At 69.8% G+C, this 15649-nt stretch carries 13 protein-coding genes; 4 read left to right on the top strand and 9 right to left on the bottom strand.

The window, feature by feature from the left end; all coding sequences use genetic code 11:
• Window positions 1-20: 20 nt before the first annotated feature.
• The gene (locus PARJ55_RS24815; RefSeq protein ID WP_028712282.1) at window positions 21-437 is read left to right on the top strand and encodes a hypothetical protein; all 417 of its coding nucleotides are present in this window, start codon (window positions 21-23) and stop codon (window positions 435-437) included.
• Here the strand turns inward: PARJ55_RS24815 and PARJ55_RS0106445 are convergent.
• From PARJ55_RS0106445 to clpS, 3 genes are read right to left on the bottom strand one after another with little or no spacing between them, the layout of a single operon-like run.
• Window positions 434-1243, bottom strand: coding sequence for an SDR family NAD(P)-dependent oxidoreductase (locus PARJ55_RS0106445; protein ID WP_028712281.1), 810 nt, complete (start codon window positions 1241-1243; stop codon window positions 434-436). The two genes, PARJ55_RS24815 and PARJ55_RS0106445, sit on opposite strands and share 4 nt — an antisense overlap.
• Window positions 1240-2256 (bottom strand): class I SAM-dependent methyltransferase, encoded by a 1017-nt coding sequence (locus PARJ55_RS0106440; protein WP_028712280.1) that lies wholly within the window; start codon window positions 2254-2256, stop codon window positions 1240-1242. Before PARJ55_RS0106440 ends, PARJ55_RS0106445 begins: the two co-directional genes overlap by 4 nt.
• Window positions 2257-2259: 3 nt before the next feature.
• Window positions 2260-2577 (bottom strand): ATP-dependent Clp protease adapter ClpS, encoded by a 318-nt coding sequence (gene clpS, locus PARJ55_RS0106435; RefSeq protein ID WP_028712279.1) that lies wholly within the window; start codon window positions 2575-2577, stop codon window positions 2260-2262.
• Between the two features lie 283 nt (window positions 2578-2860).
• Here clpS and PARJ55_RS0106430 point away from each other — a divergent pair, with 283 nt between their 5' ends.
• Complete coding sequence (locus PARJ55_RS0106430) at window positions 2861-4495, top strand: D-alanyl-D-alanine carboxypeptidase family protein (protein ID WP_232215672.1); 1635 nt, start codon at window positions 2861-2863, stop codon at window positions 4493-4495.
• Window positions 4496-4664: 169 nt separating this feature from the next.
• Here PARJ55_RS0106430 and PARJ55_RS0106425 read toward each other — a convergent pair whose 3' ends face one another.
• Together PARJ55_RS0106425 and PARJ55_RS0106420 are read right to left on the bottom strand one after the other, a co-directional pair.
• Entirely contained in the window at window positions 4665-5123 is a 459-nt protein-coding gene (locus PARJ55_RS0106425; RefSeq protein WP_028712277.1) for an Lrp/AsnC family transcriptional regulator, read from the bottom strand.
• Entirely contained in the window at window positions 5120-5575 is a 456-nt protein-coding gene (locus tag PARJ55_RS0106420; RefSeq protein WP_028712276.1) for an Lrp/AsnC family transcriptional regulator, read from the bottom strand. Before PARJ55_RS0106420 ends, PARJ55_RS0106425 begins: the two co-directional genes overlap by 4 nt.
• 127 nt (window positions 5576-5702) lie before the next feature.
• Between PARJ55_RS0106420 and ilvC the strand changes: the two genes are divergently transcribed.
• Both ilvC and PARJ55_RS0106405 read left to right on the top strand, forming a co-directional pair.
• Window positions 5703-6725: a ketol-acid reductoisomerase gene (ilvC, locus tag PARJ55_RS0106415; RefSeq protein ID WP_028712275.1), complete on the top strand. Its 1023-nt coding sequence runs from the start codon at window positions 5703-5705 to the stop codon at window positions 6723-6725.
• An 800-nt stretch (window positions 6726-7525) separates the two neighbouring features.
• Window positions 7526-9091 (top strand): CHAD domain-containing protein, encoded by a 1566-nt coding sequence (locus PARJ55_RS0106405; RefSeq protein WP_232215671.1) that lies wholly within the window; start codon window positions 7526-7528, stop codon window positions 9089-9091.
• A gap of 9 nt (window positions 9092-9100) precedes the next feature.
• On the opposite strand, the gene PARJ55_RS0106400 is transcribed toward PARJ55_RS0106405, so the two are convergent.
• From PARJ55_RS0106400 to PARJ55_RS21560, 4 genes are all read right to left on the bottom strand, one after another.
• Entirely contained in the window at window positions 9101-11353 is a 2253-nt protein-coding gene (locus PARJ55_RS0106400; RefSeq protein WP_028712272.1) for a DNA/RNA non-specific endonuclease, read from the bottom strand.
• Between the two features lie 139 nt (window positions 11354-11492).
• A complete protein-coding gene (locus PARJ55_RS0106395; protein WP_028712271.1) occupies window positions 11493-13124 on the bottom strand; it encodes an acyl-CoA dehydrogenase family protein in 1632 nt (543 codons plus the stop codon).
• 199 nt (window positions 13125-13323) lie between these two features.
• A complete protein-coding gene (gene ftsH / locus PARJ55_RS0106390; RefSeq protein WP_028712270.1) occupies window positions 13324-15177 on the bottom strand; it encodes an ATP-dependent zinc metalloprotease FtsH in 1854 nt (617 codons plus the stop codon).
• A gap of 20 nt (window positions 15178-15197) precedes the next feature.
• The coding region (locus tag PARJ55_RS21560; RefSeq protein ID WP_036713881.1) for a PDZ domain-containing protein at window positions 15198-15649 on the bottom strand (452 nt) is incomplete at its 5' end.

Below are 15649 nucleotides of genomic sequence, written 5' to 3'. Positions count from 1 at the left end.
AACAACTAGAGATCCCGGCCATGACCCGCAACATCCTGCTTGCCCTGATGCCTGTCCTGGTTGTCGCGGCCTGCGGAACCCCGCAGGAACAGTGCATCAGCCGCAACACCCGCGAATACCGCACCGTCTCGAACCTGCTGGCCGAGGTCGAGGCCAATCTGGCGCGCGGCTATGCCTGGGAAGAGCGCACCGTGACCCGCACCGAATGGGACGATTGCCGCCATATATGGATCGATCGCGACGGCAATCGCCGGCTGGGCTATCGTCCCTGCCTGCGCGACGTCGTCGATACCGAGCGTTACCGGGTGCCGATCGACCCGGCCGCCGAGACGCGCAAGCGCGACAACCTGCAGGCGCGCAAGCAGGCGCTGATGCCCGCCGCCCGCGCCGCCGTCGATGCCTGCAAGACCGCCTATCCCGAAGAGAAGCGGTCCTAATAGACCCCGGGCGCCAGCGGATCGCCCAGGCTGCGGCCGCCGTCGACGCGCAGGATCTGGCCGGTGACGAAGCTCGATGCCTCGCTGGCCAGGAACTGCACCGTCGAGGCCAGCTCGTCCGCGCCGGCGATGCGGCCCAGCGGCGTCGCCGCCACCATGCGGTCGCGCAGGCCGGGGTCCTCGCGCAGCTTCAGCTGCATGTTGTTCGACATGATGCTGGCGAAGGCCACGCCGTTCACCCGGATGCGCCTGGGCGCCAGCGCCGAGGCCAGCGAGCGCGTGGCCTGCGCCTGCGCCGCGCTGGCGATGGAATAGGCCAGCATCTGCGGCTGCGGCCAGTCGGCGGCCAGCGAGGTCACGTTGACGATGGCGCCGTGTTGCAGCGCATCCTCGTCCTCCTCGCGCACCTGCGCCATCATGCGCCGCGCGACCATCTGCGACAGGCGCAGCCCCGCCATCATGTTCTGGCGCAGCATGTCGCCCAGCAGTTCGTCGTTGACCGTCAGCGGATCGCAGCCCTGCACCATGCGATGCGCGTTGACCAGGATGTCCACCCGGTCGAAGGCGTCGATGGTGGCCGAGACCAGGTTCGCCAGCGTCAGCTTCTGGCCAAGATCGCCGGCGAAGGCCCGCACCGGCCCTTCGCCCGCCGCCTGCTCGCCCAGCTCGGCCATCAGCGCCGCTTCGTCGCTGTCGGCGAACATGACATTGGCTCCCGCCTCCTGGAAATGGCGTGCGATGGCCAGGCCGATGCCACGCGCGGCGCCGGTGACGATGGCGGTCTTGCCCTGGATGGACAGGCTCATCTTTTCCTACCTTTGCTCTGTGGACGGGCGCCGGGACGCCGCGCGCCCGAGGCGGTCAGGATCTTGAACCGCGAATCGCCGCCCAGTTCCGCGACTTCGGCAAAGCATTCCCGCAGCGCCTGCTCATAGGGCAGGTGCCGGTTGGCGACCATCCACAGCCGCCCGGCCCCCGTCAGCAGGCCCGCCGCCGCGCGGATGAAGCCGGCGCCCAGCTTAGGATCGGCCGCGCGCCCCTCGTGGAAGGGCGGGTTCATGACGACGCCGTTCACCGGCTCGGGCAGGCGGAAATCCAGCGCATCCGCCCAATGGAACCGCGCGCGCGGGTCGGTCACGTTGCGCCGCGCGCAGTCCAGCGCCGCCGCATCGGCCTCGACCAGATGCAGCTGCTCGACGCCCGGATGCCTGAGGATCTGGGCCGAAAGCCAGCCCCAGCCCGCGCCGAGGTCGACGATGCGGGTCGGCAGCTTGTCCGGCAGCGCCGCCGCCAGCGCCTGCGAAGCCGGGTCCGGCCCGTCGGCCGAAAACACCCCGGGCCGCGTCACCATGCCCGGGGCGGCCTGATGGTCGCGGGCCGGCCAGTCCTCGGGCAGCCAGCCCCCTCCGGGCAGCGTCACCCGGAAGATCTTGCCGTGGCCGCGCGATTGCACCTCGTCCACCGGGGCAAGGCCGCGCATCTCCTTCAGCACCGCGTCGATGCCGTCGGTCTTCTGCCCGTCGATCCAGAGCGCGGCTCCGGGCGCCAGCCGCTCCGCGGCCTCGGCGATGCGCGCCCGCGCCTCGGCCCGGGCACGGGGCAGGAAGACCACGGCGCCGTCGAAGGCGCCCGAGGGTTCGGTGACGACCTCATGGCCGCGCGCCTGCAGCGCCCGGTGATCGGGATAGAAGCCCTGCACGATCTGCGGCCGGGCAGCGTCGAAAGGGGAAAGGTCGGTCGCCGCGCCGGCGCCGATCAGCAGCCAGCGCCCTTCCGGCGGCGTGCCGCCAAAGACAAGTTCCAGCCGTGATCCAGCCAATTTCTACTCTTTTTCCATGGTGCATTGCAGCGGATGCTGCTGGCGGCGCGCCAGTTCCATGACCTGCGCCACCTTGGTTTCGGCGATCTCGTGCGAGAAGACGCCCACGACGGCCACCCCCTTGCGATGGACCGTCAGCATGATCTCGATCGCCTGGGCATGGCTCATGTTGAACAGCCGCTCAAGCACATGCACGACGAATTCCATCGGGGTGAAATCGTCGTTCAGAAGCAAGACCTTGTACATCGGAGGCCGTTGCGTGCGGGGGCGGGTCTTGACCCCCAGCTCGACCTCTTCGCGGTCCCCGGGTCGGTTCGTCATCTGCGGATTGGTCACGAGGCTTGCAACAGGATATGGACGGTTCTGGGACCGAATATAGAGGCTTTCCCCGCGCTTGATAACCCCCGCCCCCGCCTTCCTGCCGAAAGGCCGCGCAACCTGCGGCAGATTGCGTGGCCGGGGGTGAAAACTTGCAGTTCCCGAACGCCGGAAGCCGTGCTATTGTCATTTTATTAATGAAGGGCCCGCATAATGAACGGGTCCTCAGAGGCAGATAGAGACCGGGACAGTGAGCAGATTCGCCAAGAACGTCCGTTTGGGACTGATGATCCTATTCGCCTGGGCGCTGCCCATGGCGGTGGCCGCCGCCCCTTTCGCAGCCTTCGTCATGGATGCGCGAACCGGGCAGGAAATCTACGCGCAGAACGCGGATACCCGGCTTCATCCGGCCTCGCTGACCAAGATGATGACGCTTTACATGGCTTTCAACGCCATCGAGCGCGGCCAAGTCCGGCTGGACAGCAAGTTCCTGGTCTCCAGCCACGCGGCCGCGCAGCCGCCCTCGCGGCTGGGGCTTAAGCCGGGCCAGCGGATCGAGCTGCGCTACCTGATCCGCGCGGCGGCGGTGAAATCCGCCAATGACGCGGCCACGGTGATCGGCGAAGGGCTGGCCGGGTCCGAGGCGAAATTCGCCGCGCAGATGACCCAGATGGCCCGGGCGCTGGGGATGCGCAATACGAATTTCCGCAACGCCAACGGCCTGACGGCCGAGGGGCATTATTCCACCGCCCGCGACATGACCCTGCTGGGCCGGCGGCTGTTCTACGATTTCCCGCAATATTACTCGATCTTCTCGCGCCGTTCGGCGGATGCGGGCATCGCCACCGTCGCCAGCACCAACAAGCGGTTCCTCGATAGCTACGAAGGCGCGGACGGCATCAAGACCGGCTATACCCGCGCGGCGGGCTTCAACCTGACCGCCTCGGCCAAGCGCGGCTCGAAGCGCATCATCGCCACGGTGATGGGCGGCACCTCGACCGCGCATCGCAACCAGGTGATGGCGCAATTGCTGGACGCCGGCTTCGGAAAGGCCCCCACCCGTGTGCGAGAGGTCAAGCCTGCGCCGCCGCAATACGTGGCCGAGAAGAAGGTGCGCCGCACCGTGCAGGTCGCCCGGACCGAACCGGGCCCGGCGGCGGCGAACGTGCAGCTTTCCGCCTCCGACCGGCCGGTGGCGCGGGCCTCGACCGTCGCGGTGGTGACGCCGGCGGCGATCTCGGCCGCGGTCTCGCGCGCCCAGGCGACGGCGCCCGCCCCCGCCCGCAGCGCCAGCACGTTGACGGCAAGCGTCCGGCCGGCCCGCAAGCCCGGCACCGGCCAGCTGGCCAATGCCGCGATCGATTCCGAACTGCTGGCCCGCGCGGCGCGTCCCGAAGCCCGCCCGGAGGAAGGCGATGCGCCCGAGACTGCGGCGGCGCCGGTCGATGCCGCCCGCCCGATGCCGGCGCCGCGCGGCGACCGGTCGGCCGGCCTGACGACCGCGCCGGCGGCCGGCTCGCCCTCGCTCTTCGTCCAGACCACCCAGCCGCAGCCGGAAAGCATGGCGCTGCTGGCCGCACCCGCCCCGGCGCAGCGGTCGGAAACCGTCATCCTCGCCTCGCTCGAACCCGACGACCAGGCCGCCCCGCAGGCGACCGAGATCGTCTCGCGCGGATCGGGCGCCGGCGGCAAGGGCTGGGGGGTTACGCTGGGCCTGTTCCGCTCGCAGCACGAGGCCGAGCAACTGCTGCTCAAGACCGCGCTGCAGGAAAGCGGCGCGCTCGGCAGCGCGATGAGCCGGGTCGCCAATACCCGGCGCGGCTTCGAGGCGAATTTCGTCGGCATGAGCAAGGAAACCGCCGAGCTCGCCTGCAACCGGATCGCCGCCCGGCATCAGAACTGCCAGGTGATCGGCCCCTGATCCGGCGGACCGGCAGGGGCCCGATACGTTCGGGCCTGAGAGCAAGGCCCCACGGACAAACCGGCCCAGACGGCCCTGCCGGGTGGGATAGGCGAACCGCCTATCGGTCAGCGTGGCCAAGACCCCTGCCCGGCTGGCGGGCAGACGATCCGGCCGCTTCCCCGGCATGCTACAGCGGCCCCGGCCGGCGTTCCTCGGACAGCATGACATTCGCCTCGACCTGGCCGACCCCGGGCAGGGTCATGATGCGGCGGCGCAGGATGCGTTCGAAATCGGCGATGTCGCGGGCATGGATGCGCAGCCGGTAGTCGAACTGGCCCAGCACGTGCTGCACGACCTGCACCTCGGGGATGGCGGTCACCGCGCGCTCGAAATCCTCCAGGCTGACGCGGCCTTTGACCGCCAGCCGGATGCCCAGGAAGACGGTGACACCGAATCCCAGCGCCGCCTCGTCCACGACCACGCGGCGGCCGGCGATCACCCCCGCCTCGGTCAGGCGCCGGATGCGCCGCCAGGTTGCGGGCTGGGTCAGCCCCAGCGCCCGGCCGATCTCGGCCGCGCCGCGGGTGGCATCCTCGGCCAGAAGCCGCAGGATCGCCAGGTCCGTCGCATCGGGCTGAACGCTCACAGCGGCAGCTCCTGCACGTCCTTGATGGTCGAGACCAGCATCAGCGCATCGCTGTCCGCCACATGCGGCAGGGTCAGGATGCTTTCGCGGTAAAGCTGCTGCCAATGCGCCATGTCCCGCGCGATCACCGACAGCCGCAGGTCCACCGAACCCAGGAAGGTCTGGATCTCGGTCACCTCGGGCACGCGGCGGGCGGCGGCGATGAATTCGTCGAAGGCGCGCGGATGGGTCTTGTCCAGCGTGAAGCGCAGGCTGACCTGCACCTCGTAGCCGAGCTTGCGCCAGTCGATGCGGGTCAGGGTGGCGCGGATCACGCCGGTTTCGCGCATCCGCTCCAGCCGCCGCCACAGGCTGGCCGGCGTCACCCCGGCGCGCTCGGCCAGCGCGGCATTCGCGATGTCGGGATCGGCGAGCAGCTGGCGCAGGATGCGGCGGTCGGTGGCGTCGGGCATGATATTTTCACTTTTGTCGTGAATTTCACATTATCATGACGATACATCCACATTAAACGTGAAAAATGCACACATCCCCGGGAAATCGCCTGCTACAAACCCCTCAGCGAAATGGAGGGAGTTTCCGATGCGCGTTTACTATGATCGCGACTGCGATGTGAACCTGATCAAGGACAAGAAGATCGCCATGCTGGGCTATGGCAGCCAAGGCCACGCCCATGCGCTGAACCTGCGCGATTCGGGTGCCAAGAACCTGGTGGTGGCGCTGCGCGAGGGTTCGGCCTCGGCCAAGAAGGCCGAAGCCGAGGGGCTGAAGGTGATGGGCATCGCCGAGGCCGCCGCCTGGGCCGACCTGATCATGTTCACCATGCCCGACGAACTGCAGGCCGAGACCTACAGGAAATACGTGCATGACAACCTGCGCGAAGGCGCCGCCATCGCCTTTGCCCATGGCCTGAACGTGCATTTCGGCCTGATCGAGCCGAAGCCGGGCGTGGACGTGATCATGATGGCGCCGAAGGGCCCCGGCCACACCGTGCGCGGCGAATACACCAAGGGCGGGGGCGTGCCCTGCCTGGTCGCGGTGCATCAGGACGCCACCGGCAAGGCCATGGACATCGGCCTGTCCTATTGCTCGGCCATCGGCGGCGGCCGTTCTGGCATCATCGAGACCAATTTCCGCCAGGAATGCGAAACCGACCTGTTCGGCGAGCAGGCCGTGCTGTGCGGCGGTCTGGTCGAGCTGATCCGCATGGGCTTCGAGACCCTGGTCGAGGCCGGCTACGAGCCGGAAATGGCCTATTTCGAATGCCTGCACGAGGTGAAGCTGATCGTGGACCTGATCTACGAGGGCGGCATCGCCAACATGAACTACTCGATCTCGAACACCGCGGAATACGGCGAATATGTCTCGGGCCCGCGCGTGCTGCCCTATGAAGAGACCAAGGCGCGGATGAAGGCGGTGCTGACCGACATCCAGACCGGCAAGTTCGTACGCGACTTCATGCAGGAGAACGCCGTCGGCCAGCCTTTCTTCAAGGCGACCCGCCGCATCAACGACGAGCACCAGATCGAGAAGGTCGGCGAGAAGCTCCGCGCCATGATGCCCTGGATCTCGAAGGGCAAGATGGTCGACAAGGAGCGCAACTGAGCGCAAAAGGAAAAGCCCCGCGAGAGCGGGGCTTTTTCGTTCGGGAGGGGCCGCGGGCAAGACGCCCCAGCCCTCGGGACCGCGGCAAGGGCACCGTCCTGCTCGCTGATCCAGCGCAGCACGGTCGCGGGCGCGCTGGACAGCCGCGCCTTCTTCACCATCGTCCCTTGCGCGCCGATCACGCGGGTCGCGGTTTTCTCCAGCCATGGGTCCAGCCCGACAAACCGTCTGATCCCAGCGCCCTCCTTCCGGATATGCAGCCGGAATGGCGCCGGCTTGCCCTTGATCCTGCGGACTGCACCCAGCGGGACGCCAAGCAGCCGCGTCATCTATTCCGTTGGTTCGGATACCTTGCGCGTTGCCAGCGGCGGAGAGGAGGATGATCGGCCAGCTGCGGACGCAGCGCCCGATCTTGCGCCAGCTGCGCATGATCCCGATGCGATTGCGGCGCTTGTCGTATCTGACGGCTTTCCTCCGACTCGTCCTGCCTGGGGATGCAACCCGCGTCACAGCCCGTCAGCGAGCAGCGCGGCCCCTTGCAAGCGGCTGGGATTGCGGCTCGGACGGCGCGCTTGGTCATGGCGCTCCTCATGACGAACCCGGACGGCCGTGCCCCCGGCCTCGCGATGCACCGCCCGATCTTGCCGGTGCAGGGATGGCTGGCCGGCCGGTGGACGCGGAGCCTCGTTCGCGGCAACGGCCCGTGATCGAGCGGTTGAAACCCGGCTACCGGTCAGCGCCATGACATATTACCTTTACCAAGCACGCCCATAGGGAATGGACGTGAAGGTGACGCGAGCATGATCGACAGGCCCGAAGGCAAACCAACCACCCGCGACGCGGCCGCTTCGCCCGGCAGCGAGCATGGCTATCTGGCCACCCTGAAGGCGAACGGCTTGCCGCCGCGCCGGGCCATCGTTTCCGCCGAAGAGCTGCGGCTGGACCTCGCGGCCGAGGCTTCGGAGACCCTGGCCCGGTCCGATCTGCTGCCGGGCGAGGGCGGCGCGGCTGCGCGGCGCGCGACCTATTTCGACACGCCGGCGCAGGACCTCGCGGCGGCGGGCTTCACGCTGGCGATCCGGCACGCACCGGAAGGCGACCTTCAGATCGTCGAGGCGGCCGGCGCCCCCGCCGGACTTTTCGCCCTGCCCGAATGGCAGCAGCCGGTGGCGGAGGTGCCGGAGCTGGACGATTCCACGCCGGTCCGCGCGCTGCTGGGACGCAAGGCGCAGGATCTCGGCCCGGTCTTTCGCCTGCAGACCCGGCAGCGATGCTGGACCCTCGACTGGGAGGGCGCCACGATCGGCCTGGTGCTGGAACAGGGCCAGGTGACGGCGGGCGACCGCAGCGCGCCGCTTTGCGAGATCGGGCTGGTGTTGCAGCAAGGAGCGCCCCCGGCGCTGTTCTCGCTGGCGCGGCGGCTGGACGAGATCGCGCCGCTGCGCCTGGGCGTGCTGGGCGAGGCCGAGCGCGGCTATCGCCTGCTCGGCCCGGTCCGGAACATGCACAAGGCGGCCCCGGCCGCGCTGACCGGCGACATGACCGCCGCCGAGAGCTTTCGCCAGATCGCCGGCGCCTGCCTGCGGCAGTTCCGGCTGAACGAACCGCTGATCGGGCGCAGCAATCCCGAGGCCGTGCATCAGGCGCGCGTGGCGCTGCGGCGGCTGCGCTCGGCCCTGTCGATCTTCAAGCCGATGCTGCAGGACGACGACGCCGGCCGGCTGAACGAGGAAAGCCGCTGGCTCGCCGGCATGCTGGCCGAGGCGCGCGACCTGGACGTGCTGCGGACGCGCTGCGATGCCGAGGCGCTGCACGCCCGGCTGGAACCGGCGCGCGAGGTGGCCTATGGCCGGGCCGAGACGGCTCTGGCCTCGCGCCGGGCGCGGCGGCTGATGCTCGATCTTGCGGAATATCTGGCCATCGGCCCCTGGCTGGCGCTGCCCTCGGGGGCCGAAATCCGCAATCTAGCCGCGCGGGAATTCGCCGCCTCGGCGCTGGACCGCTTTCGCCGCAAGGTCAAGAAGGAGGGCCGCGACCTGGCCGAGCTGTCGGACGAGGCCCGGCACGAGCTGCGCAAGGACGCCAAGAAACTGCGCTATGCCGCCGAATTCTTCGCGCCGCTGTTCGGGGAAAAACGCCGCAAGCGCCGGGCCGCGCGCTTCCTGGACGCGCTGGAGCAGTTGCAGGACCGCATGGGCGCGCTGAACGATCTGGTCACCGCCCCCGAGCTGATGGAGCGGCTGGGCCTGACCGATGACCCCGAGGCGGCGGCATTGGCCGGATCGGACCGGGACAAGCAGGCGCTGATCGAGGCCGCTGCCGAAGCGCATGACGCCTTTGTCGATGCCCGGCGGTTCTGGCGCTAGGCGCCGGGCTCAGCATCGCTTGCGGCCCTTGCGGCGCGGCGGCGGGGCGCTGCCGGCCAGGGCCGGCGGCTCCAGCGTCAGCGCCGGGGCCGGTTCCGCCGCCCCCGCCCGCACATCGCCGTCGCGAACCGCCGCGGAAAAATCCAGATGCGTCAGCGCCTCGACCTCGCGCGCCGTGGACAGGAATTCCGAAACCCGCGCCAGCTCCTCCTCGTCCTGGAAGGCCTCGGCCCCCATCGCCTCGGGCATCACCTCCAGCACCGGGCGCTGGTCCGCGATCAGCGCGATGGAACGCAGCGCGGTTCCGTCGTTCCAGACCGCGATCTTCCAGAACCGCATCGGCAGCCGCGCGCCGAAGCGATAGACCGGGTCGGCCTCGTCGTCGAAGATCGGGCCGGCGAAGACGCTGATCCTCTGGCGCATGGTCACGGCATTGCGCAGCACATAGGTCTCGACGGCGCGCCAGCGCAGCTTGCCCTTGGCGCCGGGCCGGTCCAGCGCGCTGCCCTGGTTGAAGAACCCCACCTGCGGCGCGGCATTGGTGTAGAAGAAGGTGTCGCGCTCGGCGGCGCGGGCCTCGGCCTCGCTGCCCCAGGCCGGATCGCCGCGCAGGATGATATGGCCCTTCTGGAACATCCGGGCGATGCGCCCGGCCGAGGTCGCGACCGGAAAGCCGGGAACCTGCTGGTTTTCGTAGAAAGGCCGGTTCATCTGCTCTTCCGGCAGGATGCGGCGGTCGGGGCGGAAATCGTCGCTGGCCTCGGCCGATTCGATGCCGAGCTGGGCCAGGGTCGGGTCGGCGATGACGGTCTTGTCGGCCCGGTTGACCGCGCGGATCCGGGCGCCGTCGATATTGACGGCGGTGCAGCAGGCCAGCCGGCGCTCGGCATTCATCAGGATCGAGAAATGATGATAGCGCAGCTCGTGCGGATCGTCGCCCTCGGCCGCCAGCTGGTTGCGGGCCAGCCGCCAGGGCAGCGCGCCGGTCTCGGGCAGCGGCACAATATGGCCGGGGATGAAGCCCGGCTCATAGCCGCCCCGGTCGGCGAAATCCTCGGTCCGCCAGGTGGTCGCCTCGGCGCCGGCGGCCGGCGGCACAGGCGCGGCGGAACCGGCAAGCCGCGGCGCGTGCAGGGTGATCTCGATGGGAAAGGTCCAGGTCACCGAGCCCCCTGCCTGGCTCGACCCCGGCGCGGCCGCCATGCGCGGCGCTTGCGGCGGCAGGGCGTCCGGGCCGCGGCCGGCGCCGTCCCAGGCGTCCAGGGCCGCCCGGATCGCCGCGGCATCGGGCGAGGCCGCGTCCGCCCTGCCGCGCAGGTCGGCGACGATGGCGCTGATGCGGATGCCCTCGTTGATCTCGCGCGCCAGCGGCTGGCCGGCCGTGCCCATCACCTCGCGCCACGGCCCGCCCCAGTGATGCAGGGCGATCGGCTCCCATTCGTTGTTGAACACCGGCGAGCCCGAGGAGCCCTGCTCGGTATCGGCGACGTAATGCAGCACCTGCAGCGTCTCGTCGCGGGCGACCAGATGGTTCTCGCGCAGCACCAGCTCCTTGAAGCGGCCGTCGGGATGCTGGATCACATTGGCAATCTCGCCCAGCATGTGCTTGGCGGCGGCGTCCGACAGCGGCAGATGGCCGAATTCCGCCAGATCCCGGTCGCCCTCGCGTCGCCCGCCGACGCCGATCAGCGTATAGTCGAGCCCCTCGATCCCGTCGGTGACGAAGCACAGGTCCGGATCGAAGAGAAAGCCCGAGACCGCCCGCAGCCGCCCGAATGGGTCATGCTCGTAATCGAACTGCACCTGCAGGCGGGCCGCCGCCTCGGGCGAGTCGATCACGTGATGGTTGGTCAGCAGCAGGTTCGGCGCCACCAGAAAGCCGGTGCCCTGCGGCCGGCCGTTCAGGAAGGCGATGCGCCCCACCGCGTCCGCGGCCCGCCGACCGCGCTCCAGAAAGGCCACGCCGACGAAATCCAGCGTCGCGCCCTGGATCGCCTCGGGTCCCGGCGGCTTGCCGCGCGCGGGCGCGGCGGCGGCGCCCGCCGCCGCCATGTCGATGGCGGCCGAAAGCATCATCGCCTCTTCCCGGCTGCCGCCGGTCTTGATCCGCAGCCTTTCGAGGCGGCGCGGCAGGGTGGGTTCCGCGGCAAGCGGATTGCCTTCGGCGATATGGGCCAGCGAGGCCTCGATCTCGGGCCGCGCCCGGCGCAGCCGGTCGCGGACGATGTTCTCGACCTCGGCATGGATGCGCAGATCGACCATATTCCTTCTCCTCCGGCAACCGGCCGTCACGCCGATGCTAGCACGAAAGCCGTGGCTGTCATGTGACCGGCCGCAGGCGGCGAAGGAAGCCGGGCGCCGCACCCGTCCCGTCCCTGCCCTGCCCTGCCCTGCCCTGCCCTCAGGCCTCGGCGGCGGGGAAGCCCTTGGCCAGGATGCGCCCGGCCATCGGCGCGGGAATGGTGCCCGGGGTGCGGCCGCGCTCGCCGTCCAGGCGGGTGCGGACGAAGGCGCCCGCCAGATCCGGCTCTCCATGCAGCAACAGCACGGCGGCGGTCAGCAGCAGGGCGCTGCGCTCGACGAACCAGCGCGCCTCGGCCTCGGGCACGCCGCCCGCCCAGCGGTCGCGATGCGCCGCCAGCGCCGCGTCATAGGCCCGGTCCAGCCCGGCGGCCTGGTCCAGCCGCGCCGCCAGCGCCTCGGCGGCCAGCGGCTCGCGCGCCAGCGTGCGCAAGGCGTCCAGGCAGATGACATTGCCCGAACCTTCCCAGATGCCGTTCAGCGGCGCCTCGCGATAAAGCAGCGGCAGCGGCGTGTCCTCGACATAGCCCATGCCGCCCAGCACCTCCATCGCCTCGGCCACGACCTGCGGGCACAGCTTGTTCGACAGGTATTTCGCCAGCGCCACGCCGATGCGGGCGAAGGCGCGATCCTCGTCGCCCCGCCCGTCGAAGCTGGCGGCGACATGCAGGCCCAGGGCCAGGCTGCCCTGCCAGTCCAGCACCAGATCGGCCAGCACCGAGCGCATCAGCGGCTGGTCGATCAGCCGCCGCTGGAAGGTGCTGCGATGGGCGGTCCAGTGATGCGCCTCGCGCAGCGCCGCCCGCATCAGCCCGGCCGGCGCCATGGCGGTGTCGAGCCGGGTGTGATGGACCATCTCGACGATGGTGCGGATGCCGTCGCCCTCCTCGCCGATCTGCCAGGCCAGGGCGCGCTGGTATTCGATCTCGGCCGAGCCGTTCGAGCGGTTGCCCAGCTTGTCCTTGAGCCGCTGGATGCGGATGGCGTTGCGCCCCTCCTCCAGCCAGCGCGGCACCAGGAAGCAGGTCAGCCCGCGCCCGGTCTGCGCCAGCGTCAGGAATCCGTCCGACATCGGCGCCGAGCAGAACCATTTATGCCCGGTCAGCCGCCAGGCGCCGCCGTCCGGCTCGGCCCGGGTGGTATTGGCGCGCACGTCGGAACCGCCCTGCTTTTCCGTCATCGCCATGCCCAGCAGCGCGCCCTGCTTGTCGCCCAGCGGCCGCACGGCGGGATCGTAGCGCCGCGACAGAAGCGCGGCGCGCCAGTCGCCGGGCAAATCCTGCGCCGCCGAAACCACCGGCACGGCGGCATAGGTCATGGTCAGCGGGCAGCAATGGCCCGGCTCGACCTGGCTGGCCAGATAGACCATCGCGGCATGGGTCAGGTGCCCGGCCGTCCCGCCCTCCCAGGCCACCGAATGGTAGCCCGCGGCAACGGAATCGCGCATGAAGCGGTGCCAGGCGGGATGGAAGCGCAACTCGTCGAGCCGCCTGCCGCCGCTGTCGAACAGGGCAAGCTCGGGCGGGTGGCGGTTGGCGTCGCGCCCCGCCTCGCGCATCTCGGCCCGGCCCAGCAGCGCGCCGTAATGCGCCGGCCATTCGGTCTGCGCGCCGCCGGCCTCGATCATGGCGCGCAGCAGCGGATCGTCGCGCCACAGGTCGCGGTCGCCGGGATCCGCCGGCTGGTTCAGGACCTCATGCGTCCCCAGATCGGCAACGGGGTCGAGATGCATCGCCAGAGCCTCCTTTTTGCGCATCTGTCCGATCCTAGCCCGGAACCGCCGCGCATCGCGAGTCAGCAGAGTCCGGCGCCCGTCATGCCGGACGACATTCGCCACCTCATCGTCGGCGGCGCGCGCGCAATGTCCTGCGCCTGGCCAGAGAGCAGGCATGAGCCGCCCGCCTGCCCCGGCGCCGGATCAGCAAGGCACGTCAGGCCCGGGCCGTCCGGTCCCGGCCTTCGGCGCCCGGGGCGCCCTGCCCGCCGCCGACAAGCGCGGCCATTTCCTGCTCGTCCAGGGTTTCCTTTTCCAGCAGGCGGCGGGCGGTGCGTTCCAGCAGATCGCGGCGCTCCTCCAGCAGGGCGACGGTCCGCCGGAAGGTCTCGTCCACGATGCGGCGCACTTCCTCGTCCACGGCGGCGGCGGTCTCGTCGGAATAGGCGCGCTCCTGCGGGCCATACCAGGGCTGGTCGGTCGCAAGGAAGGACCGCTGGTCCCGCTCCAGCGCGACATGGCCCAGCCGGTCCGACATGCCATAGCGGGTGACGATGGCGCGGGCGATGTCGGTCACCTTGACCAGATCGTCGGCGGCCCCGGTGGACAGATGGCCGAAGACGACATGCTCGGCCGCGCGGCCGCCCAGAAGCACCGCCATCTTGTCGTGCAGTTCCTCGCGCGTCATCAGGAAGCGGTCCTCGGTCGGGCGCTGGATGGTATAGCCCAGGGCGCCGATGCCGCGCGGGATGATCGAGACCTTGTGAACCGGATCGACGCCCGGCAGCGCCATGGCGACCAGGGCATGGCCCATCTCGTGATAGGCGACGATCTCGCGCTCGCGCGGGTTCAGCAGCCGGTTGCGCTTTTCCAGACCGGCGACGATGCGCTCCACGGCGTTGTTGAAATCCTCCATGGTGACGGCATCGGCATTGCGCCGCGTGGCCAGCAGCGTCGCCTCGTTGACCAGGTTGGCCAGATCGGCGCCGGTAAAGCCGGGGGTCAGGGCGGCGATCTTCTCGGGCTCGACATCGGGGCCCAGCCTCGCCTTCTTCAGATGCACGTTCAGGATCTGCACCCGGCCCTGCTTGTCGGGCCGGTCCACCAGCACCTGCCGGTCGAAGCGGCCGGCGCGCAGCAGCGCCGGATCAAGGATCTCGGGGCGGTTCGTGGCCGCCAGCAGCACGAGGCCGGTCGAGGGGTCGAAGCCGTCCAGCTCGACCAGAAGCTGGTTCAGCGTCTGTTCCTTCTCGTCATGGCCGCCGGACATCGGGCCGATGCCGCGGGCGCGGCCAAGCGCGTCCAGCTCGTCGATGAAGATGATGGCCGGGGCCTTGGCGCGGGCCTGCTCGAACAGGTCGCGCACCCGCGCGGCGCCGACGCCCACGAACATCTCGACGAATTCCGAACCCGAGATGGAAAAGAACGGCACCCCCGCCTCGCCCGCGACGGCGCGGGCCAGCAGGGTCTTGCCGGTGCCGGGCGGGCCGACCAGCAGGATGCCCTTGGGCATCCGCCCGCCCAGACGGCCGTAACCCTGCGGGTCGCGCAGGAAATCGACGATCTCCTTCAGCTCGTCCTTGGCCTCGTCCACGCCGGCCACATCCTCGAAGGTGACGCCGGTGTCGGACTGGACATAGACCCTGGCCTTGGACTTGCCGATCTGCATCAGCCCGCCGCCCATGCCCGCGCCCATGCGCCGGATCACGAAGATCCAGATGCCGAGGATCAGCAGGACCGGCACCACCCAGGACAGCAGGTCGCGCAGGAAGGTGCTTTCGATCTGGCCGGTGACGGTGACGCCGTGTTCCTGAAGCTGGCGGGCCAGGTCGGACTCGACCCGGGTGGTGACGAACATCGGGCGGCCGTCCACCGGCTCGATGAAGCGGCCCTGGATGAAGCGGTCGGAAACCGCGACCTCGGAGATCCGGCCTTCGCGCAGATAGGCCTCGAACTGGCTGTAGGGGATCTGCGCGACCTGATTGGCGGCGGTGAAGACATACTGGAATGCCGCCAGGACGAGGAAGGCGGCCACCCAATACCAGATGTTGAATTGCGTCCTGGGGTTCATGTCCATGCCGCCGCTCCTGTTCATCTCGCGACCATGAAAAGACGGTTGCCGTCGCGGATCAGTTCCAGCGCCGCGACGGCTCGGCGGCCGGCAAGCATGCCACGCAAATCCGCGACCGAGGAAACCGGCGTCCGGTTGACGGCGACGATCATGTCGCCGCGGCGCAGGCCGATCCAGGCCGCAAGGCTGTCCGGCTCGACGCTGTCGACCATGATCCCGGCACCCCCCGCCCGGCGCGCCTCCTCCGCCGAGGCGTTGCGCAGCCGGGCGCCATCCAGCGGCGTGCCGGCGAAATCACCGGAGGAGGTCGCATCGGCGGTGATGGTCAGGGCGACNTCCCGCGCNTCCCCCTCGCGCCTGACCGTNAGGCGGATGGTGCTGCCGACGGGCGTCAGGCCCAGCCGGTTGCGCAGATGCGTGGCGCCCTGCACCGGGGCGCCGTCGACAGCGGTCACCACGTCCCCCGCCTTCA

Origin of the sequence: Paracoccus sp. J55 (assembly GCF_000513975.1) — a bacterium.
In the GTDB taxonomy this organism is placed as follows: domain Bacteria; phylum Pseudomonadota; class Alphaproteobacteria; order Rhodobacterales; family Rhodobacteraceae; genus Paracoccus.
This window is presented reverse-complemented; position numbering and strand designations above follow the sequence as displayed.

Coding starts and splice junctions, on each gene's coding strand:
- PARJ55_RS24815 (WP_028712282.1), top strand. CDS start 21: ATGACCCGCAACATCCTGCTTGCCCTGATGCCTGTCCTGGTTGTCGCG.
- PARJ55_RS0106445 (WP_028712281.1), bottom strand. CDS start 1,243: ATGAGCCTGTCCATCCAGGGCAAGACCGCCATCGTCACCGGCGCCGCG.
- clpS (WP_028712279.1), bottom strand. CDS start 2,577: ATGACGAACCGACCCGGGGACCGCGAAGAGGTCGAGCTGGGGGTCAAG.
- PARJ55_RS0106430 (WP_232215672.1), top strand. CDS start 2,861: ATGATCCTATTCGCCTGGGCGCTGCCCATGGCGGTGGCCGCCGCCCCT.
- PARJ55_RS0106420 (WP_028712276.1), bottom strand. CDS start 5,575: ATGCCCGACGCCACCGACCGCCGCATCCTGCGCCAGCTGCTCGCCGAT.
- ilvC (WP_028712275.1), top strand. CDS start 5,703: ATGCGCGTTTACTATGATCGCGACTGCGATGTGAACCTGATCAAGGAC.
- PARJ55_RS0106405 (WP_232215671.1), top strand. CDS start 7,526: ATGATCGACAGGCCCGAAGGCAAACCAACCACCCGCGACGCGGCCGCT.
- PARJ55_RS0106400 (WP_028712272.1), bottom strand. CDS start 11,353: ATGGTCGATCTGCGCATCCATGCCGAGGTCGAGAACATCGTCCGCGAC.
- PARJ55_RS0106395 (WP_028712271.1), bottom strand. CDS start 13,124: ATGCATCTCGACCCCGTTGCCGATCTGGGGACGCATGAGGTCCTGAAC.
- ftsH (WP_028712270.1), bottom strand. CDS start 15,177: ATGAACCCCAGGACGCAATTCAACATCTGGTATTGGGTGGCCGCCTTC.